This is a genomic window from Pseudomonas sp. ok272 (assembly GCF_900109995.1).
In the GTDB taxonomy this organism is placed as follows: domain Bacteria; phylum Pseudomonadota; class Gammaproteobacteria; order Pseudomonadales; family Pseudomonadaceae; genus Aquipseudomonas.
In genome coordinates this window covers 79148-99336 of the sequence record NZ_FOCB01000003.1, presented here as the reverse complement: position 1 = coordinate 99336, position 20189 = coordinate 79148, and the positions used below count along the sequence as shown (strand labels likewise).

The 20189-nt window shown below is 62.6% G+C and carries 22 protein-coding genes and 1 pseudogene; 13 read left to right on the top strand and 10 right to left on the bottom strand.

Annotation, left to right across the window (positions count from 1 at the left end):
* The first annotated feature begins 31 nt into the window (after positions 1–31).
* The 3 genes from BMW74_RS06095 (at position 32) to sutA (ending at position 2424) form a co-directional block, all read left to right on the top strand.
* Positions 32–1369 (top strand): ammonium transporter, encoded by a 1338-nt coding sequence (locus tag BMW74_RS06095; protein WP_093415112.1) that lies wholly within the window; start codon positions 32–34, stop codon positions 1367–1369.
* A 185-nt stretch (positions 1370–1554) separates the two neighbouring features.
* Complete coding sequence (locus BMW74_RS06090) at positions 1555–1938, top strand: YjbQ family protein (protein WP_093415109.1); 384 nt, start codon at positions 1555–1557, stop codon at positions 1936–1938.
* Positions 1939–2097: 159 nt separating this feature from the next.
* Positions 2098–2424, top strand: a complete 327-nt coding sequence (gene sutA, locus BMW74_RS06085; protein ID WP_093415107.1) for a transcriptional regulator SutA — start codon at positions 2098–2100, stop codon at positions 2422–2424.
* A 199-nt stretch (positions 2425–2623) separates the two neighbouring features.
* Here sutA and BMW74_RS06080 read toward each other — a convergent pair whose 3' ends face one another.
* The 6 genes from BMW74_RS06080 to BMW74_RS06055 are packed head-to-tail and all read right to left on the bottom strand — an operon-like array spanning position 2624 to position 7225.
* Entirely contained in the window at positions 2624–3316 is a 693-nt protein-coding gene (locus tag BMW74_RS06080) for an HAD family hydrolase (RefSeq protein ID WP_093415105.1), read from the bottom strand.
* On the bottom strand, positions 3313–4212 hold the full coding sequence (xerC, locus tag BMW74_RS06075; protein WP_093415103.1) for a tyrosine recombinase XerC: 900 nt from the start codon (positions 4210–4212) through the stop codon (positions 3313–3315). Before xerC ends, BMW74_RS06080 begins: the two co-directional genes overlap by 4 nt.
* 2 nt (positions 4213–4214) lie before the next feature.
* Positions 4215–4940 (bottom strand): DUF484 family protein, encoded by a 726-nt coding sequence (locus BMW74_RS06070; protein ID WP_093415100.1) that lies wholly within the window; start codon positions 4938–4940, stop codon positions 4215–4217.
* A 13-nt stretch (positions 4941–4953) separates the two neighbouring features.
* The gene (gene dapF / locus BMW74_RS06065) at positions 4954–5784 is read right to left on the bottom strand and encodes a diaminopimelate epimerase (RefSeq protein WP_093415097.1); all 831 of its coding nucleotides are present in this window, start codon (positions 5782–5784) and stop codon (positions 4954–4956) included.
* 4 nt (positions 5785–5788) lie between these two features.
* Positions 5789–7036, bottom strand: coding sequence for a diaminopimelate decarboxylase (gene lysA / locus BMW74_RS06060; RefSeq protein WP_093415094.1), 1248 nt, complete (start codon positions 7034–7036; stop codon positions 5789–5791).
* A 9-nt stretch (positions 7037–7045) separates the two neighbouring features.
* Complete coding sequence (locus BMW74_RS06055; RefSeq protein ID WP_093415090.1) at positions 7046–7225, bottom strand: LPS translocon maturation chaperone LptM; 180 nt, start codon at positions 7223–7225, stop codon at positions 7046–7048.
* A 238-nt stretch (positions 7226–7463) separates the two neighbouring features.
* On the opposite strand from BMW74_RS06055, the gene cyaY reads away from it, so the two are divergent.
* The 3 genes from cyaY (at position 7464) to rnk (ending at position 8577) form a co-directional block, all read left to right on the top strand.
* The gene (gene cyaY, locus BMW74_RS06050; protein WP_093415087.1) at positions 7464–7796 is read left to right on the top strand and encodes an iron donor protein CyaY; all 333 of its coding nucleotides are present in this window, start codon (positions 7464–7466) and stop codon (positions 7794–7796) included.
* Between the two features lie 4 nt (positions 7797–7800).
* Entirely contained in the window at positions 7801–8022 is a 222-nt protein-coding gene (locus BMW74_RS06045) for a DUF1289 domain-containing protein (protein ID WP_093415084.1), read from the top strand.
* Between the two features lie 144 nt (positions 8023–8166).
* On the top strand, positions 8167–8577 hold the full coding sequence (gene rnk / locus BMW74_RS06040) for a nucleoside diphosphate kinase regulator (RefSeq protein WP_093415081.1): 411 nt from the start codon (positions 8167–8169) through the stop codon (positions 8575–8577).
* 7 nt (positions 8578–8584) lie between these two features.
* Here the strand turns inward: rnk and BMW74_RS06035 are convergent, their stop codons facing one another.
* From BMW74_RS06035 to BMW74_RS06025, 3 genes are all read right to left on the bottom strand, one after another.
* On the bottom strand, positions 8585–11428 hold the full coding sequence (locus tag BMW74_RS06035; RefSeq protein ID WP_093415078.1) for a class I adenylate cyclase: 2844 nt from the start codon (positions 11426–11428) through the stop codon (positions 8585–8587).
* A 183-nt stretch (positions 11429–11611) separates the two neighbouring features.
* Positions 11612–11857 (bottom strand): TIGR02647 family protein, encoded by a 246-nt coding sequence (locus tag BMW74_RS06030; protein ID WP_093415075.1) that lies wholly within the window; start codon positions 11855–11857, stop codon positions 11612–11614.
* Positions 11858–11965: 108 nt separating this feature from the next.
* Positions 11966–12250, bottom strand: coding sequence for a hypothetical protein (locus BMW74_RS06025; RefSeq protein WP_093415072.1), 285 nt, complete (start codon positions 12248–12250; stop codon positions 11966–11968).
* Between the two features lie 125 nt (positions 12251–12375).
* Between BMW74_RS06025 and BMW74_RS06020 the strand changes: the two genes are divergently transcribed.
* Positions 12376–13035, top strand: a complete 660-nt coding sequence (locus BMW74_RS06020; RefSeq protein ID WP_093415068.1) for a glutathione S-transferase family protein — start codon at positions 12376–12378, stop codon at positions 13033–13035.
* A gap of 100 nt (positions 13036–13135) precedes the next feature.
* Here the strand turns inward: BMW74_RS06020 and argH are convergent, their stop codons facing one another.
* Entirely contained in the window at positions 13136–14530 is a 1395-nt protein-coding gene (argH, locus tag BMW74_RS06015) for an argininosuccinate lyase (RefSeq protein WP_093415065.1), read from the bottom strand.
* Positions 14531–14772: 242 nt separating this feature from the next.
* Here argH and BMW74_RS25680 point away from each other — a divergent pair.
* From BMW74_RS25680 to BMW74_RS05985, 6 genes and pseudogenes are all read left to right on the top strand, one after another.
* Positions 14773–15012, top strand: a pseudogene (locus BMW74_RS25680) (sensor histidine kinase); the annotation flags it as partial.
* Positions 15009–15755, top strand: a complete 747-nt coding sequence (locus BMW74_RS06005) for a LytR/AlgR family response regulator transcription factor (protein WP_093415061.1) — start codon at positions 15009–15011, stop codon at positions 15753–15755. The pseudogene BMW74_RS25680 and the gene BMW74_RS06005, both read left to right, overlap by 4 nt.
* A 137-nt stretch (positions 15756–15892) precedes the next feature.
* Positions 15893–16834 carry a hydroxymethylbilane synthase gene (gene hemC, locus BMW74_RS06000; RefSeq protein WP_093415058.1) on the top strand — a complete coding sequence of 314 codons (942 nt, stop codon included), beginning with the start codon at positions 15893–15895 and terminating at the stop codon, positions 16832–16834.
* On the top strand, positions 16831–17595 hold the full coding sequence (locus BMW74_RS05995) for a uroporphyrinogen-III synthase (protein WP_093415055.1): 765 nt from the start codon (positions 16831–16833) through the stop codon (positions 17593–17595). Before hemC ends, BMW74_RS05995 begins: the two co-directional genes overlap by 4 nt.
* A 16-nt stretch (positions 17596–17611) precedes the next feature.
* Complete coding sequence (locus tag BMW74_RS05990) at positions 17612–18751, top strand: uroporphyrinogen-III C-methyltransferase (RefSeq protein WP_093415052.1); 1140 nt, start codon at positions 17612–17614, stop codon at positions 18749–18751.
* Positions 18748–19986, top strand: a complete 1239-nt coding sequence (locus BMW74_RS05985) for a heme biosynthesis protein HemY (protein WP_093415048.1) — start codon at positions 18748–18750, stop codon at positions 19984–19986. Before BMW74_RS05990 ends, BMW74_RS05985 begins: the two co-directional genes overlap by 4 nt.
* The last annotated feature ends 203 nt before the right edge of the window (positions 19987–20189 follow it).

Here is a 20189-nt window from a genome sequence, read left to right as displayed (position 1 = left end):
GCCAAACCCCAACGCCCCAGGAGAAAACAATATGACTCTGCGTAAATTCGCAGGGCTAGGCGCCCTGTTGTCCATCGTAATGCCAGGCCTGGCCCTGGCGGCAGATCCGGTGGCGCCTCCAGTCCTCAATTCCGGCGATACCGCCTGGATGCTGACGTCCACCGCCCTTGTCCTGTTCATGACCATTCCGGGTCTGGCGCTGTTCTACGGCGGCATGGTTCGTTCCAAAAATATTCTCTCGGTGATGATGCAGTGCTTCGCCATTACCGGCCTGATCTCGATCCTGTGGTTCGTCTATGGCTACAGCCTGGCGTTCGACACCACGGGCATGGAAGCGGGCGTCGTCAATTTCAACTCGTTTGTCGGCGGCTTGTCCAAGTTGTTCCTGGCGGGCGTGACGCCAGCGAGCATTACCGGTCCTGCGGCGTTGTTTCCTGAGGCGGTGTTCGTCACCTTCCAGATGACGTTTGCCATCATTACTCCGGCGCTGATCGTCGGGGCTTTCGCCGAGCGGATGAAGTTCTCCGCGATGCTGATCTTCATGGGCATCTGGTTCACCCTGGTCTACGCACCGATTGCCCACATGGTCTGGGGTGGCCCGGGTTCGCTGTTGGGCGACTGGGGCGTGCTCGACTTCGCCGGCGGCACCGTGGTGCACATCAACGCCGGTATCGCCGGCCTGGTTTGCTGCCTGGTGTTGGGCAAGCGCAAAGGTTATCCCTCCACGCCAATGGCCCCGCACAACCTGGGTTACACCCTGATGGGCGCGGCAATGCTGTGGATCGGCTGGTTCGGGTTCAACGCCGGTTCCGCGGCGGCCGCCAACGGCACGGCCGGCATGGCGATGCTGGTCACTCAGATCGCAACCGCAGCAGCGGCGCTGGGCTGGATGTTTGCCGAGTGGCTGACCCACGGCAAACCGAGTGCCCTGGGGATTGCCTCGGGTGTCGTCGCAGGGTTGGTGGCCATTACCCCGGCTGCGGGCACCGTGGGCCCGATGGGCGCCCTGGTCATCGGCCTGTCCGCAGGTGTGGTGTGCTTCTTCTGCGCCACCAGCCTGAAACGTAAACTCGGTTACGACGACTCCCTCGATGCCTTTGGCGTACACGGTATCGGCGGTATTCTCGGCGCGATCCTGACGGGGGTGTTTGCCGCTCCGGCGCTGGGTGGCTTCGGCACCGTGACCGATGTTGCGGCGCAAGTCTGGATTCAATGCAAAGGTGTTGGTTTCACCGTGATCTACACGGCGATCGTCACCTTCGTCATTCTCAAGGTGCTGGATGCCGTCATGGGTCTGCGCGTGACTGAAGAAGAAGAGGCGGTGGGCCTGGACTTGGCACAGCACAACGAGCGCGGCTACAACCTCTAACGACGCGCAAAAAAATCGCCCGGCTTGCCGGGCTTTTTTTCGCCTGGGATTTGGCACGTAGCCAGCGGCTGAAAGGATTTTTCATACGCCGAAAGTCGTCTTTACGGCGAGTGTTTTTGTGACGCCAATGGCTTACAGCATTGCAGGAATATTAGGCTCTTTGTTTTTTCCCAGAGCACGCTAGAATGCGCCCGAATGTGCGCGGAACTGTTCGCGGGCAACCGACGTTGATTAGCCTGCAGGCAAGGCCCCGAGGCGTTCATCCGGTCATGGACGAGTGGTTCGCCGGCCTGTCCGGGCTCAAGTGGCTCTGCTGCATTTTGGCGGCGGCAACCTGGGCGTCGTCGACCCTCGACGAGAGCGTCGATCCGGCGGTATGTCGTGCCATCGAACGGTTTTTCAATCGGCTGAGCCCACAAGGTTCGGCCGGTGATGAGCATGGCGACGAAGGCCTGGACCACCTCCCGGAGCACTTCAAGGCCGGTTTGCTAGGCTGTCGGTGGGGTTTGCCCCTGACGGCGGGCCGATTGGTGTTAGGTGGTTGGCAAGGTATTTATCTGGACGAGTAGCGTGATCATGGCGGTGCTCGTAAAGTCCTCGGCACTGAACACGGTGACGGGGCATGAACCGCTGGTTACCAGTGGACGTTGAATTTTTTCCGGCAGTCGTCGACAGACGACGAAGCTGGGCTATAACTAATCTGCTTTTCGCAAGTCATGAGGTAGAACATGAGCGACGATGATCTGGAAAACGACGACCTCGAAGTAGGCGACGAAGACGAGGCCGAAGAAGGTCTTGAAGCAGCAGCCGAAGACGCTGCTGACGACGATGGCGGTGACGATGCGCCGGCCCCGACTGCCAAAGGCAAGGCCAAGGCGGCGGTGTCGGTAGACGAACTGCCCAGCGTTGAAGCCAAGAATAAAGAGCGCGATGCGCTGGCGCGCGCGATGGAAGAGTTCCTGGCCAAAGGCGGCAAGGTTCAGGAAGTCGAGGCCAACGTGGTGGCGGATCCGCCAAAGAAGCCTGATAACAAGTACGGTAGCCGGCCTATCTAAGGGCCCGCGCTGTGGTTGCTGGAAAAGCCCGCCGTCGCTGCGGGCTTTTTCATGGGTGGAGCAAAGCGCTCAGGCCCGATACAAACGCTGTGGGAGCGAGCCTGCTCGCGATGGCGGTGGGTCAGCCGACATCAATTCTGAAGGTTATGCCCTGATCGCGAGCAGGCTCGCTCCCACAAGGTCGGCGTGTCATTCCTGATCACCACCGCGCCAACAGCCCGGGCAACTCGGTCAGGCTGCGGATCTCGGCATCGGGGGCCTTGTCCGCTTCCCACGGCTTGCCCGCCGGGTTGAACCAGATCGCCCGCAACCCCGCCTGCTGTGCACCGGCAATGTCATCCCCCGGATGGTCGCCGATATGCACCGCCGAGCCAGCGGTGGCTCCGCCGCGTTGCAGGGCTTCATGGAACAATCGCGCGTCGGGCTTGGCGATGCCGATATCTTCGGCGCACACGGCAAACGTGAAGTAGTCCGCCAGCCCCAACCGACGCACATCGGCATTGCCGTTGGTGACCACGCCCAAGGCATAGCGGTTGCGCAGGATCTCCAGGGTCGGCTGTACCTCGGGGAAGACGTGCAGTTGATGGCGGGCATGCAGGAAGACTTCAAACGCCTGGTCGGCCAACGCCATCGCGTGTTCTTGCGCGTAGCCGGCCTCGATCAGGGCGTGGAACAGCACGCGGCGGCGCAAGGCGCTGATGCGATGTTTCAACTGGGGCTCGCGGTCCAGCACCCGCTCGCGAATCGCCCACAAGTGTTCGATGGGCAGCGCACCCAGGGCGGGGGTGTGTTCACCCAGCCACTGGCGCAGCACCGCCTCGGCACTGGCAATCACCGGGGCGGTGTCCCACAGGGTGTCGTCGAGGTCGAAGGTGATCAGGCGGATGGTCATTGCTCATTGTCCTTGATGCGTTTGGCCCGTGGGTGGGCGCTGTCGTAGACCGAGGCCAGGTGCTGGAAGTCCAGGTGGGTGTAGATCTGCGTGGTCTTGATGTCCGCGTGGCCGAGCAGTTCCTGCACGGCACGCAAGTCCTGGGACGACTCCAGCAAGTGGCTGGCGAAGGAGTGACGCAGCATGTGGGGATGCAGGTTCTGCCCCAGCTCGCGCTCGCCGACGACCTTGACCCGGGTCTGCACCGCGCGGGCGCCCATGCGCTTGCCCTTCTGGCTGACGAACACCGCGTCGTCCATCGGGTTGGCGCTCGCACGTAGCGGCAACCACAGCGCCAGGGCTTCACGGGCTTTTTTACCAATGGGCAGCACGCGGGTCTTGCTGCCCTTGCCGAGGACTTGCACCAGGCCATCGGCCAGGTCCAGTTGCTCAAGGTTGAGCCCGGTCAACTCGGACAGGCGCAAGCCGGAAGAATAGAACAGTTCGAGAATCGCCTGGTCGCGGCGGGCCACGAAGTCGTCCTCCACGGCGCCATCGAGCAGTTGCAGGGCGCGGTCGGTGTCGAGGGTCTTGGGCAGGCGGCGTTCGCCCTTGGGGGGGGCCAGGCCGTTGGCCGGGTCGTGGTCGCACACGCCTTCGCGGATCAGGTAGTGGTAGAGCCCGCGTACGGCCGAGAGCAGGCGGGCCAGGCTGCGCGAGGACTGGCCTTGGGCGTGCAGGCGGGCGATCAGGCCGCGCAGGCGCTGGATGTCCAGGCCGGCCCAGCTTTCAATCTGCTGTTTGTTGCAGTGCGCCAGGACCTTGTTCAGGTCTCGGCGGTAGGCGGCCAGAGTGTGGGGCGACACCTGGCGCTCACTGCGCAAGTGCTCGCAGTAGGCGTCCAGTTGCCGTTCCATGGTCAGCGCACCGAGCGCAGCGTGGTGTTGACCCGTGGCAGCACGCGCCCCATGACTTCGGCGATGTAGCTGAGGAACAGTGTGCCGACCGAGCTTTTGTAGTGCTGCGGATCACGGCTGGCGATGGCCAGGACGCCATGCAGGCCTTGATGGCTGAGGGTGACCAGGGCGGTGGAACCGATCTGCTTGCGCTGTTCTTCGCCAAACAGGAAGTCCAGTTCGTGCTCGCGCAGGCTGCCGCTGACGCCTTTTTCTTCCGAGAGCAGGCCGCCAATGGCCTTGTGTGCCTCGCTGCTGCTGACCCAGCGACCCACCGGCAAAGGCTCGTCGCTGAACAGGATCAGGCTGACAAAGGGCACCTGGAAGTCCTGGCGCAGGCTGTCTTCGACGTTCATGACCACGTCGTCCAGGCTATTGGCATCCATCAGGGCAAGGATCAGGCGGCGGGTCTTGTCGAACAGCCGGTCGTTGTCGCGGGCGACATCCATCAGCTGTGAGAGGCGGTGGCGCATCTCGATGTTGCGCTCGCGCAGGATATTCATCTGCCGCTCCACCAGCGACACGGTGTCGCCGCGCTGGTGCGGAATGCGCAGGGCCGGAAGCAGTTCCTGGTGCTCGACGAAGAAATCCGGATGAGCCTCCAGGTACGCGGCAACCGCCGCCGCCTCCAGGCTTTCGGAAGGGGATTCGTCGGGCTGTGGGGCTGGAACCTGGGGCTGATCAGTCATGGATTTGGCTCTCTCAAAGACGCACTTGTCCTTCGTATACACGCACTGCCGGGCCGGTCATCAGCACAGGTGTGCCAGGGCCCGCCCATTCAATGGACAAGCGCCCGCCGGGCAGGTCGATCAATAGCGGCGAATCCATCCACCCCTGGCTGATCGCGGCCACCGCTGCGGCGCAGGCGCCGGTACCGCAGGCCTGGGTTTCCCCGGCCCCGCGTTCCCAGACGCGCAGCTGTGCACGGTTGCGGTCGATCACCTGGAGGAAACCGACGTTGACCCGCGCCGGAAAGCGCGGGTGGTGTTCGATCTTCGGCCCCAACTCATGCACCCGCGCGGTGTTGACGTCATCGACCCGCAGCACGGCATGGGGGTTGCCCATGGACACGGCGGCCAGTTCGACGGCCTGGCCGTCGACGTCAACCGTGTAGTGGTTGGCCTGGACGTCCGCCTGGAACGGAATGTCGGCGGGCACCAGGCGCGGCGCACCCATGTTGACGGTGATCTGGCCGTCATTGCGCACGTCGAGTTCAATGACGCCGCTCTTGGTTTCAACCCGGATCAGCCGCTTGGTGGTCAGGCGCTTGTCCAGCACGAAGCGCGCGAAGCAGCGCGCACCGTTGCCGCATTGCTCCACTTCCGAACCGTCGGAGTTGAAGATGCGGTAGCGGAAGTCCACGTCCGGGTTGCTCGGTGCCTCGACAATCAGTAACTGATCGAAGCCGATGCCGGTGTGCCGGTCGCCCCATTGTTTGGCGTGCTTGGGCAGGATATGCGCATGCTGGCTGACCAGGTCGAGGACCATGAAGTCGTTGCCCAGGCCGTGCATCTTGGTAAAACGCAGCAACATGGGATCACTCCGCCAGCAGGCTTTCGCCAGCAAACAACTCGGCGACCGTCTCGCGGCGACGCACTTCAAACGCCTGATCACCGTCCACCAGCACTTCAGCGGCACGGCCGCGGGTGTTGTAGTTGGAACTCATGACAAACCCGTAGGCACCGGCCGAATGCACGGCCAGCAGGTCGCCTTCTTCCAGGGCCAGCGCGCGATCCTTGGCCAGGAAGTCCCCGGTCTCGCAGATCGGGCCCACGACATCGTAGGCGCGGGGCGCGGTATCGCGCGGATGCACGGCGGTGACGTTCATCCAGGCCTGGTACAGCGCCGGACGAATCAGGTCGTTCATGGCCGCATCGACGATGGCGAAATCCTTGTGCTCGGTGTGCTTGAGGTACTCGACCTGGGTCAGCAGCACGCCGGCGTTGGCGACGATGAAGCGGCCCGGCTCGAACACCAGGGCCAGGTCGCGGCCGTCACAGCGCTCACGTACGGCCTTGATGTAGTCGGCCACCAGCGGCGGCTCTTCATCGCGATAACGCACGCCGACGCCGCCGCCGAGGTCGATATGGCGCAGGTAGATGCCACATTCGCCAAGGCGGTCGATCAAGCCCAGCAGGCGATCGAGGGCATCGAGGAACGGTGGCAGGCTGGTCAGTTGCGAGCCGATGTGGCAATCGACACCGAGGATTTCCAGGTTGGGCAACTGCGCGGCACGGATGTACACGTCTTCGGCGTCCGCGATGGCAATGCCGAACTTGTTCTCTTTAAGGCCGGTGGAGATGTACGGGTGGGTGCCGGCGTCGACGTCCGGGTTCACGCGCAGCGAGATCGGTGCGCGAACGCCCAGCTCGGCGGCGACCACTTGCAGGCGCTCCAGCTCATCGGTGGACTCGACGTTGAAGCAGTGCACGCCGACTTGCAGGGCGCGACGCATGTCTTCGCGGGTCTTGCCGACGCCGGAGAATACGATCTTGTCGGCCTGGCCACCGGCGGCCAGGACACGTTCCAGCTCACCGCCGGAGACGATGTCGAAACCTGCGCCCAGGCGTGCCAGGACATTCAGCACCGCCAGGTTGGAGTTGGCTTTGACCGCGAAGCAGACCAGGTGCGGCGTGCCGGCCAACGCATCGGCGTAGGCCAGGTACTGGGCCTCGATGTGGGCGCGGGAGTAGACATAGGTAGGCGTGCCAAAGCGTTCGGCGATGGCGGACAAGGCAACACCTTCCGCGAACAGCTCCCCGTCACGGTAGTTAAAAGCGTCCATGATCGTCCCTTAGTAGGTGCTGGTGCTGTTCGTGGTGTCGTGCTGGTGCGCTTTGGACTGCGACGACGTGGCCTGATCCTCGGGGGATTTGCTGTCATCGGGCAGGTACAGCGGACCTTTTTGACCACAGGCCGTAACAAGGCAAGCAACCGCGACGAGCGCAGCAAGGGAAGAGATCAGGCGCTTCATGGCGAAATCCTTGAAAATGCGTTAATTGCGCCGGAGTATACCCGGCCACCCAACGGCTTGCCTATGCGACGGACCACCCGTCTGGCGGGCCTGTGCCAGTCGCCTGTGATCAAGTGGCCAGTGCGCGAAGGTTTTTGCGACCCGACCCGGTGCTTGGTCGGTATCCTTTGCAATCACCGGGGCTCGCCCGTATCTTGCGGCGCTTGAGCGTAAGCAGACACTTTTTGAGGTTGCCACAATGAGTTTGACTGAAGCCCGTTTCCACGACCTGGTCGATGCGACCCAGCAAACGCTGGAAGATATTTTCGACGAGAGTGGCCTGGATGTAGACCTGGAAAGCTCGGCCGGTGTGCTCACCGTCAAGTTCGAAGGCGGTAGCCAGTTGATCTTCAGTCGCCAGGAGCCATTGCGCCAGCTGTGGCTGGCGGCGGTGTCCGGTGGGTTCCACTTCGACTACGACGCCGAAAGCGAGCGCTGGATGTGCGACAAGAGCGAAGAGCAGTTGGGCGAGATGCTTGAGCGCATCGTCTGGGAGCAGGCCGGCACCAAGCTCGATTTCGAGGGCCTGTGATTTCGTGACTCAGTCCACGCCTGTTCGCCCGCCCAAGCCGCTGTTCAGCAATGTCAGCACTGCCGTGCCATCACCGTGCACCAATGTGTGCCGGCTGGATGAGCACAAAGTCTGCCTGGGCTGCTTTCGGCATGTCGAAGACATCCGCGAATGGCGTTCGGCTGACGATGAGCGCCGGCGGGTGATTTGCGCGCAGGCCCAGGGGCGCAAAACGCCTCCGGGATGACAGGTTGTCGTGGACCGACTTGTATATTTTTTGAGCTGTGATAGTGTCCGGATACGCCTCAACCCACCGAGGCGCGTGAAAACCCCGCCTATTTTTGGCGGGGTTTTGCTTTTTCCGTGCAGAAGAAAGGAGTCTGCCTGAATCATGACCACACCTTCCATCACCCTTACCCGCCTTGACGTGCAGCGTCTGGAGCGTTTGATCGACAGCCTGGACGACTCGTTACCGGGCGTGATCGCGCTGCAAACCGAACTGGATCGTGCCGACACGCTGGTCGGTCACGATGAAGTGCCTGCTGATGTCGTGACGATGAACTCGCGTGTGCATTGCCGTGAAGAAAGCAGTGGCAAGGACTATCACCTGACCCTGGTTTACCCCAAGCACGCCAACGCCGACGAAGGCAAGATCTCGGTGCTTGCGCCGGTTGGCAGCGCCTTGCTTGGCTTGCAGGTTGGCCAGCACATCGACTGGCCAGCCCCGGGTGGCAAGACCCTGAAGCTGACCTTGCTGGAAGTCGAGGAACAGCCGGCCAATGGCGGCGTGTTTCCTGAATGAGTGGTCCTCAGGCCTGTTCGAGCGCCGTGTTCAACGCACGCTCCAGGTCTGCCTTGTAGCGCAGGTACAGATTGCATGAACCCTGGCCATCACCGAGCAGGCCCGACAGGTCCAGATCGGTGATGTAGCAGCGGTAATGCAGCGCCTCCCGGCGTTGCCCGACAATCTCCTGCGCCACGGCGGCAAACAACTGGTCGCCGTATTCCAGCTCGCTGAACTCCCGTTGATTGCAATACAGGCTGACCTGCACCTTGCCGGGTGCGGCTCTGCCGACGATCGCCTGGACGTCGAAGAACGGCTTTTCCAGCGGGGTCTGCGGTGACGGCCGTTGCTCCACCCGCCGGGCGCGCCCGCCGCCCGAGGGCAGCAACTGGTGATAGCGGGTTTCCAGCGGGATCACGGGCTGCGTGGCGTCCATGGGCAGCAAGGCATCGCGCCGGAAGAGGATCGATTGCAGGAAGCGCTGGAGCGGCACCAGCAGGCTTTGCTCATCGTGATAGGGCTGGCATTGCTGCCACAGCACGTTGAACTCATCCAGCACATACAGCTCGGCGTACGTATCGATGATGCGGTAGAACACCTGGATGCAGTCCGGCTGGCCCATGGGCAGGATCAGCCCCAGGTCATGCTCTTCGAGTGCCATCGGGTCCAGGTGCAGCGGGCTGTAGCCGGTCTGCTCGCGGCCCAGGTAATCGAGCAGTGCCGGCAGGTTGGCGAGCGCTACATGATTGACCTTGCCGGGGATCAGTTCCAGCACGTGGTAATGCTGCTGGACCTGGATCAGGTAGCGGTGATTGAGCTGGCTGAGCAGCAGGTTCTGCGCGGTATCGACAATCGCCTCGACCCGTTGGGCGATGAACTGGGCGCGGTTGTGGCAGAAGCAACGTACTCGCAAGCGCGGTTGCTGCGGGCCGCTGGGCAGGCTGTTGAGGTAATCGCGCAGGCAGTCGAGCAGGGCGTGGGCGCCGTCATAGCGGTTGACCAGCACCTCGTTCCAGCTGTTGAGCGTGACCTGGTCCAGGGTCAGCACCAGGTTTTCACGCACCCCGGCGTAACTCAGTGAGTCGGTGCGCTCGGTGGTCATCAGGATGTTCAGGTCGCGGTGATGCTTGAGCGGGTCGAGGCCCACGTTCACCAGGATCAGCACCTCGCTCGGCACGCTGGCGCGCAGCAACTGGTCTTCGCTGACACTGCTCAGGGGCAGGGCGATGGTCTGTTGCAGGCTGCCCAGCAGGTTGAACAGTTCGAACTCGCTCAGATCGCTTTCGCCTGGGTGCAGCGCCAGGCGGGTGCTGCTGTCGATGACGCCGTTGCGGTGGCACCAGGTCAGCAGTTCCAGCAGCTCGCGGCTGCGCTTGATCGGCGCGAAGTGTTCCCACTCCAGCTTGCCCAGGCTGCCGTTGTACAACCCCCAATGGTTCGTTCCAGGCTCTTTGCGGTTCGCCGACTGGACCAGGGTCAAGGTGTCTTCGGCCAGGTCCGGGGCAATGCCGGGGTTGATGAATTCGATCTTGTCGGCCTTGCGCTCGAAGGCGGCGTAGAGGCGGCGCCCCAGTACGTTGAGGTCACGCTTGTTGATCAGGCTGACGCTTTGTTCGGTGCGGGCGAACTGGGTGAGGAAGCGATAGCTGTAGTTAAGCTCGCTGACCAGCGCACGGCGTTCGGCACTGACCTGGCGGACTTTCCATTGGCTGCGGCTGTCGAGCATCGCCAGTTGCCGATGGTCCCAACCCCATTCCTGGGCCAGGCGCTCGAGCAACTGGCGCTGCCAACTGCTGGTCCGCTGGCCACCGGTGAGCTTGCGGTTGACCTTGAGGTACAGGGCGCGTCGTACCAGCTCCAGGCGATCGGGTTCGCCCCGGGCCGTGAGGTATTCCTCGATACGCCGGTAGACCACGATGTACGGGTCCAGCTCATCGGGGTCCAGGCGATTGGCGAACACCGCCTGCTTGAAGCGCAGGCTCAGGCATTCGACGTGGGGATGTTCGCTGGCGTAGACCTCGGTCAGCAGCAGCTTGAGCACGGACTTGTACGGCGACTCGATGCCCTTGAACAGTTGCCAGAGCCCGGCGCCGATGAACTCGCCGGGGGGGATGTGCGCCAGGTGACCGAGGTCCAGGGTTTCGTCGGCACGAATAAAACGCTTGGACAACAACGTGTGGATGTACCGCTCGTAGCCCGCTTCTTCGTACACCGGCACCAGCCACCAGATCGGTGTGCGCCCGGCGAGCCAGATGGCGGTGCGATAGAACTCGTCCAGCAGCAGATAATGCTGGGTGGTGCCGCAATCCTCGGAGCTGAGTTGGTTGTCGCGTTCGCCACGGACAAAGCGCAGCGGATCGATCAGGAAAAAATGCGCCTCGGCGCCCTGGCTCGCGGCCCAGGCTTCCAGCAGCTGGCATTTTTTACGCAGCTCGGCCAGCGCGCTTTCGCCCAGGTCCGGGGCGTGGCAGACCCACACGTCCATGTCGCTCTGGTCCGCTTGGGCCAGGGTGCCAAGGCTGCCCATCAGGAACAGGCCGTGAATCGGTCGCGGCGGGTTGCCGTGGCGTGGTTTGTAGGAGAAGGAGCGCGTCAGGCGCTGGGCTTCGGCCAGCGTCGCGGTGTCCGGCTCGAAGTTCGATACCCCGGCCGGGGTGCTACCCGAAACGTAACCGGGCAACAGGGGATGGTTGACGTGGAAGAACAACGGCAACAGCGTCAGCACCCCTTGCTGGCGGGGTGACAAACCCTCCATGGCCCGGGCCAGGCGTGCATCGTTGAGTTTGAGAAAGCGTGCGCGCAACTGGTTGAGAACCTTGCGGTCGATTCCTTCGTCCAGGTCGGGGCGGATTTCATGGGTGCGGGTCATGTCAGCTCAAGCCGGCTCGCAGTGAACGAACGTGAAAAGTCTCGTGGCGCCGGCCAGTCTACAGCCTTGCGTGGGGGACTTTTAAGCTGAATGTTGGTTTCTGGCGTCAAATTTCTATCGGCGGGCGACAGTCTGCCCACGTAAACCCCTGGCTGGGGTTTACGTGGGTGATAACAGAAGGTGTTACGCGGCTTCTTCGACGGACAGGATAGTCAGCAGGGTCTGCACGTTTTGTGCGGCATCGCGTCCCAGGCTGGTCAGGTAACCGCCGTCGGGCTGATCGATCAGTTCTTTCTCATACAGGCGTTGCGCAGCGGCAATGGCTTTCGGGGCAGCGGTCTGATGAATTTTCAGGCCTTCCTGGGAACTGTCCAGGTTGAAGAGTGCAAGGATTTCCAGTTCGGCAACCAGCTCAGGGGTAAGCGACATAAGGACTCCAGACTTTCTAGGAATAGACGATAGCGCCCCTAAGGTGAACGTACTCGAGCGAGCTGTCCAGTGTTGCCTTGGGGCTTTTCGTCGCAGGAGCAGGTCCGCTTATTTCTTTTGTGCAGGTAACTCTGGCAGGGCGCGCAACGCGGCTTCGTACCACTGGGTATCGAACGCACGGTCTTCTTCGAGCAGCGCATCGATCTCAACGGCCAGGACATGGGCCATCAGGTTGAGAATCTCTTCACGCTCATAACCGACCAGGGTCAGTTTGTTGAAGGTGGCCTTGGCCGCCGGCGGGTTGTCGCTTTCGATCTGGTTCTCGATCGCTTCGATCAAGGTGTTCTCGGCGAATTCTTCTTCGTCGCTATCGATATCGGTGGGCTCGCTCATGGCAGGCTCCTTAAGGAAAGGCGCCAGTTTACCTGCATTCAGTCGGGTGATGCTGCTGGCAAGAGCGGCCCCGACGATCTATAACAAACGCTCGCCAACCCCTGCACGGCCCGGAGGCATGTGTGATGCTCAAGCTCTATGGTTTCCCCGTCAGCAACTACTACAACATGGTCAAGCACGCGCTACTGGAAAAGGGCCTGCCCTTTGAGGAGGTGCCGTTCTATGCCGGCCAAAGCCCTGAAGCCCTGGCGATCAGCCCGCGTGGCAAGGTGCCGGTGCTGGGTGTCGAGCAAGGCTTTATCAACGAAACCAGCGTGATCCTGCAGTACATCGAAGACACTCAGCCAGGCACTGCGCTGCTGCCCAAGACGCCGTTCGAGCGCGCCCAGGTGCTAGCGCTGGCCAAGGAAATCGAGCTGTACATCGAGTTGCCGGCCCGGGCGTGCTTCGCCGAGGCATTTTTCGGCATGCAGGTGCCGGAGACGATCAAGGAAAAGGCCAAGGCCGAGTTGATACAGGGCTTCGCGTCCCTGGGCCGGCATGCCAAGTTCGCGCCGTACGTGGCGGGGGCCAGCCTGAGCGTGGCGGACTTGTACTTCCTGTACAGCATCAGCGTGGCGTGTGGGGTCGGCAAGAAACTGTTTGGCCTGGACCTGTTGGCAGAGCTGCCGGCGGCCAGGGCATTGCTGGAGCAGTTGGAGCAGACACCGCATGCCCAGCGTATCGCGGCCGACAAGGACGCGGCGATGCCAGCGTTCCTGGCGATGGTGGCGAGTAAGAAGTAAGTCCTGTAGCGATCTTGAGTCAGCGTTCGCGAGCAGGCTCGCTCCCACAAGGATTGTGATCACCCTGTGGGAGCGAGCCTGCTCGCGAAGCTTCTAGCACTTAGCGGCTGGCGAGCAACGCCTGGCCGCGAACCACGGCGGCCTTGACCTGGGCGGGTGCGGTGCCGCCGATATGATTACGGGCATTGACCGAGCCTTCGAGGGTCAGCACGGCAAACACGTCCTGCTCGATCTGGTCGCTGAACCTGCGCAACTCCTCCAGGCTCATCTCGGCCAAGTCCTTGCCGCTTTCCACGCCGTACTTCACGGCATGGCCAACGATCTCGTGGCAGTCGCGGAACGGCAGGCCACGGCGCACCAGGTAGTCCGCCAGGTCCGTTGCCGTGGAGAAACCGCGCAGGGCCGCTTCACGCATGATGGCGTGCTTGGGCTTGATCGCCGGGATCATGTCGGCAAAGGCCCGCAGCGAGTCGCGCAAGGTATCGGCGGCGTCGAACAGCGGTTCCTTGTCTTCCTGGTTGTCCTTGTTGTAGGCCAGCGGCTGGCCTTTCATCAGGGTCAGCAGGCCCATGAGCGCGCCGAATACCCGGCCGCTTTTACCGCGGACCAGTTCCGGGACGTCGGGGTTTTTCTTTTGCGGCATGATCGAACTGCCTGTGCAGAAGCGATCAGGCAGGTCGATGAACTGGAACTGGGCGCTGGTCCACAGCACCAATTCTTCGGAGAAGCGCGACAAGTGCATCATCGCGATGCTGGCGGCCGAGCAGAATTCGATGGCGAAGTCACGATCCGAGACGTTATCCAGCGAGTTGCCACCCACGGCATCGAAACCCAGCAGTTCGGCGGTGTATTCGCGGTCGATCGGGTAGGTGGTGCCGGCCAGTGCGGCGCTGCCCAGTGGCATGCGGTTGGTGCGCTTGCGGCAGTCGACCAGGCGCTCATAGTCGCGGCTGAGCATTTCGAACCAGGCCAGCATGTGATGACCGAAGGTCACCGGCTGCGCGGTTTGCAGGTGGGTGAAGCCGGGCATGATGGTGCCGGATTCGCGCTCTGCCTGTTCCAGCAGGCCTTTTTGCAGGCGGGTGATTTCGCCCAGGATCAGGTCGATCTCATCGCGCAGCCACAGACGGATGTCCGTCGCGACCTGGTCGTTACGGCTGCGGCCAGTGTGCAGCTTCTTGCCGGTGACGCCGATGCGGTCGGTCAGACGCGCCTCGATGTTCATGTGCACGTCTTCCAGGTCGATGCGCCAGTCGAAGGTGCCGGCCTCGATTTCGCCCTGGATGGTGTTCAGGCCATCGATGATGCTGTCGCGTTCGGCATCGGTCAGCACGCCGACCTTGGCCAGCATGGTGGCGTGGGCGATGGACCCCATGATGTCGTGGCGATACAGGCGCTGGTCGAAAGTGACGGAGGCGGTGAAGCGGGCGACGAAGGCGTCGACGGGTTCACTGAAGCGGCCGCCCCAGGACTGATTGGTCTTGTCAGTGCTCATGAATTCGCTCGTGATCGGCTGGAAGAAAGATGGCGTAAAAACCTGTCGCGGATAATAACAGGGTTGCCAATCGTGTCGGTGACGCCGGTCACTAGGTTTTTTTCGATTGGGCGCACCCTGCTCAGTGGCTTGCGGGTGCGATTGCATAACGATATTTGTCAAATGAGCACTTTTGACGCTGCAAACGTCTACAGTTGGACATAAGGGCCCGCGCCATTGCCCAAACCTGACGTGCTGCGCAGAGCGTGGAGCACGCTATCGAAGAAGGGGAAACGTATTTGGTGACCCACAACCCCTGCCGTGATGCCGCGAGACGGCGGGTTTACGGTACGACCTGGCAGGCGCCGATAAATATTGCAGTCCGACGTGCGGCACTTTTTGGCGACCACGCTAGTCTTAGCGTGGATCGCTGTGACGGACGTCACTACACCTGTCTACGCTATCCTTGTGCGAGACTCACGCAGGAATCCAGCGCAATATGAATGTCCTGATCGTTGATGATGAACCCCAAGCCCGCGAGCGCCTGAGCCGTATGGTCGGCGAACTCGAGGGGTACACTGTCCTGGAGCCCAGCGCCACCAATGGCGATGAGGCGCTGACCCTGATCGACAGCCTCAAGCCCGACATCGTGCTGCTCGACATCCGCATGCCCGGTCTGGATGGGCTGCAAGCCGCCGCCAAGTTGTGCGAGCGCGAAACGCCGCCCGCCGTGGTGTTTTGCGCGGCCCAGGATGAATTTGCCATAGATACCTTGCAGGCCAGCGGCGTGGGTTACCTGGTCAAGCCGGTGCGTGCAGAGTTGCTGCTCGACGCCTTGAAAAAGGCCGAGCGTCCCAATCGAGTGCAACTGGCGGCGCTGACCCGTCCGGCGGCTGAAAGCGGCAATGGGCCGCGCAGCCATATCAGCGCCCGCACCCGCAAAGGTATCGAACTGATTCCGCTGGCCCAGGTGGTCTACTTCATTGCCGACCACAAATACGTCACCCTGCGCCACGAGGGCGGCGAGGTCCTGCTGGACGAGCCGCTCAAGGCCCTCGAAGACGAATTTGGCGACCGCTTTGTGCGCATCCATCGCAACGCGCTAGTGGCTCGCGAGCGTATCGAACGCCTGCAGCGTACGCCGCTGGGGCATTTCCAACTGTTTCTCAAAGGCCTGAACGGCGACGCATTGATCGTCAGCCGCCGTCATGTCGCGGGCGTGCGCAAGATGATGCAACAGCTTTAGCGCGCGACTCGTACGCAGGTTCAACAGCCTTTTTCGGGTGTGTGAGGCCAGGGAGGCCAGGCTGTTTCTGATACAAGTCAAAGCGGATTTGGCTGAGCTGTTATTATCCGCCGTATCTATTCAGTACGGATTGATCCATGTCCCCTCGCGAAATCCGCATCGCTACCCGCAAAAGTGCCCTGGCCCTGTGGCAGGCCGAATACGTCAAAGCTCGTCTGGAGCAGGCCCATCCGGGACTGATCGTGACGCTGGTGCCCATGGTCAGTCGTGGCGACAAGCTGCTGGACTCGCCACTGTCGAAAATTGGTGGCAAGGGCCTGTTCGTCAAAGAACTGGAAACCGCGCTGCTGGAAAACGAAGCTGACATCGCCGTGCACTCGATGAAAGACGTGCCCATGGACTTCCCTGAAGGCCTGGGGCTGTTTTGCATCTGCGAGCGCGAAGACCCGCGTGACGCATTTGTCTCCAATACCTACGCCAGCCTGGATGCGTTGCCCCAAGGCAGCGTGGTCGGGACGTCCAGCCTGCGCCGTCAGGCACAGTTGTTGACGCGTCGCCCGGACCTGCAGATCCGCTTCCTGCGGGGCAACGTCAACACGCGCCTGGCCAAGCTCGATGCTGGTGAGTACGACGCGATTATCCTGGCGGCTGCCGGCTTGATCCGCCTGGGCTTCGAAGATCGCATCAGTTCATCGATCAGTGTCGACGACAGCCTGCCGGCCGGAGGCCAGGGCGCGGTCGGCATCGAATGCCGCACCGCCGACAGCGAAATCCACGCCCTGTTGGCCCCCCTGCATCACCAGGACACCGCGACGCGAGTCATCGCCGAGCGGGCGCTGAACAAACACTTGAATGGCGGCTGCCAGGTGCCCATCGCGTGCTATGCCGTGCTTGAGGGCGAACAGATCTGGCTGCGTGGCCTGGTGGGCGATCCCAAGGGTGGCCTGTTGCTCAGTGCCCAGGCCCGGGCGCCACGTAGCGACGCCGAGGCGCTGGGCGTCAGTGTGGCCGAAGATCTGTTGCGCCAGGGTGCCGACGATATCCTGAAGGCGGTCTATGGCGAGGCGGGTCACGAGTGACCGGCTGGCGCCTGCTGCTGACGCGTCCTGCGGACGATTCGGCAGCCTTGGCCAGGTTTCTGGCCGAGCAGGGGGTTTTCAGCGCCAGCTTGCCGCTTCTGGAAATAGCGCCGCTGCCGGTCACTGACGCCATGCGCCAAGTGATTCGAAGTCTGGATCGCTACTGTGCGGTCATCGTGGTCAGCAAGCCGGCCGCGCGCATTGGCCTGGAGCTGGTTGAGCAGCACGGGTCGCCGTCCCCGCCGCTGAAGTGGTTCAGCGTGGGCGCGGCAACCGCACGGGTGCTCCAGGACCACGGGTTGGATGTGAGCTTCCCGGTGGACGGCGATGACAGCGAGGCCTTGCTGGCGCTGACGTCGTTGCACGAGGCCATCGCACGACCTGATGCGCGGGTGTTGATCCTGCGCGGCGAAGGGGGGCGGGGACTGCTGGCTGAGCGTTTGCGCGAGCAAGGTGCTAGTGTCGACTATCTTGAAGTCTACCGTCGTGACCTGCCGCCGTATGCTGACGCGGTCTTGTCCGAGCGAATTGAATCGGAACGCCTGAACGGCCTGGTGGTCAGCAGTGGACAGGGTTTTGAGCACTTGCGCCAATTGGCGGGTGCTGCCTGGCCGGTGCTAGCGCAGTTGCCCTTGTTTGTTCCGAGCCCCCGGGTGGCCGAGCTGGCGCGAGCGGCAGGCGCCCAAACCATTGTGGATTGTCGTGGCGCCAGTGCCGCGGCCTTGCTAACGGCGTTGCGGGAAACCCGGCCCGTTCTCTAATGCAAAGGATGGATACGTGAGCGAAACAGCCTTGCCTAAAGAAGACGTCCAGCCTGCGCCAGATGCGCCGGTTGACACCGTAAGTCACCCAGCGCCGCGCCGTGGCAACGGTCTGGCGATCCTGGCGTTGTTGGTGGGCGCCGCGGGCGTTGCCGTCGGTGGTTGGGGTGTCTGGCAGGTACGCACCCTGCAGGCGAACAACCAGCAACAGCTGGGGCAACTGCAGGCGCTGAGCGATCAGGCGCAAAGCCTCAAGCTCAATGAACAGCGCGTAACGGCGCAGTTGGAGCAACTACCAACGGCACAAGACCTGGAGGACCGTCGACGCCTGGTGGCCCAATTGCAGGGCGACCAGCAGCGCCTGAATCAGCGCCTGGAAACCGTGTTGGGCGCCAGCCGCAAGGACTGGCGCCTGGCCGAGGCCGAGCACTTGTTGCGTCTGGCCAGCCTGCGCCTGTCGGCCTTGCAGGACGTCAGCAGCGCCCAGGCGCTGGTGCAGGGGGCGGACGAGATTCTGCGCGAGCAAAACGATCCGGGTTCCTTTGCCGCCCGGGAACAGATCGCCAAAAGCCTGGCCGCCTTGCGCAGTACCGAACAACCGGATCGCACCGGATTGTTCCTCCAGTTGGGCGCGCTGCGTGATCAGGTGGCCGAGCTCACCGAACTGGCCCCCGAGTTTCATGCCGGCGGCGAGTCTCTGTCGGCCCTGACGGCCGATGGCGATGGAGCCAGTCGTTGGTCGCTCTGGTGGGAGCAGATCTCGCGCTACTTCCGAGTCGACTTCAATGCCGACAAACACATTCGTCCATTGCTGGCCGGGCAGAGCCTGACCCAGGTGCGCCTGGCGCTGAGCCTGGCGCTTGAGCAGGCGCAATGGGCCGCGCTGAATGGCCAGGCGCCGGTGTACACCCAGGCGTTGACCGAGGCCCGCGATGTGCTCAAGGGCAGCTTCAACCAGGACAACCCGCAAAGCAAAGTCATGCTTGAGCAACTGGCCGAACTGGCCAAGCAGCCGGTCACCGTGCTCACGCCTGACCTGGCCACCACCTTGAGCACCGTGCAAGGCTATCTGGAGCGACGTAACGTCAATGCCGAGGAGTCGGTGAAGCCTGCCGCCAAGGCGGCTGCCGGTGGTGCAGAGGAGACCCGCCCATGAAGCGGCTCTACGTCATCCTGTTCCTGGCCATTGCGCTTGCCGGCGCCCTGGGGCTAGCCATCGCCCAGCACTCGGGCTACGTGCTGATCGCGTACAAGACCTTTCGCTACGAATCGAGCCTGTGGGCGACCCTGCTGCTGGTCGCGGTGATCTGGCTGGTGCTGTGGGGGATCAAGGCCTTGATCGAGTTGGTGGCAGCGTCCACGGGGGTGGTCAATCCATGGTCCAGCCGTAATCGCAGCCGACGCGTTCAAGTGGCCATCGAGCATGGGCAACTGGACCTGGCCGAAGGTCGCTGGGCCAGCGCCCAGCGTCATCTGCAGCGTGCCGCCGAAGCCGAGCGCCAACCGTTGCTCTACTACCTTGGCGCGGCTCGGGCGGCGAATGAGCAGGGGCATTACGAGCAATGCGACAACCTGCTGGAGCGGGCGCTGGAGCGTCAACCGCAGGCCGAGCTGGCCATAGCCTTGAGCCACGCGCAATTGCAGACCGACCGCGGTGACACCGACGGTGCACTGGCGACGCTGCAAGTCATGCACGAACGCCACCCGCGCAATGTCCAGGTGTTGCGCCAGTTGCAGCGTCTGTATCAGCAGCGGGGTGACTGGTCCTCGGTGATCCGCTTGCTCCCCGAGCTGCGCAAGGACAAGGTGTTGCCCGCCAGCGAACTGGCTGAACTGGAGCGTCGCGCCTGGGGCGAGAACCTTACGCTGGCGGCCCATCGTGAGGAGGATGCCGTCGTGGGCTTGCAGTCGCTCAACCGCGCCTGGCAGCAATTGACGGCAGCACAGCGCCACGAGCCCCAACTGGTACTGGCCTACGCAGAACAGTTGCGCCAGCTCGGTGCCGAGGTCGAGGCGGAGGAAGTCCTGCGCGCTGCGCTGAAACGTCAATACGATAGCCACCTGGCGCGACTGTACGGCTTGCTGCGCGCAAACGATCCGGCGCGACAACTGCAAACCGCCGAAGGCTGGCTGAAGAACCATCCCGATGATCCAAGCCTGCTGCTGACGTTGGGCCGGTTGTGCTTGCAATCCAGCCTCTGGGGCAAGGCGCGTGATTACCTGGAAAGCAGCCTGCGAGTACAGCGCAACCCCGAGGCCTGCGCCGAACTTGCCCGCTTGCTGGCGCAATTGGGCGATACCGAGCGCAGCAATCAACTCTTCCAGGAGGGGCTTGGCCTGCTGGATGAGCGCCTGTTGGCGTCTCCACTGCCCGTACCGGTACGGGCATAGCAAGCTCAATCCCAGGGGCACCTCAAGCGGTGTCCCTGTCGTTTAAAACGTTGAAAACGTTAGCCTGTTTAGTGTGGTGGGCATTGTCTTACAGATGGTTACACGTGGTCGCGTATTGTCTGTCGGGAATTCCCTACACCACTGGCGAAGTCTCTGCGCCGGCCTGCCTTGAAAGGCCGCAACCGTTTCCTCTACCGTAACTG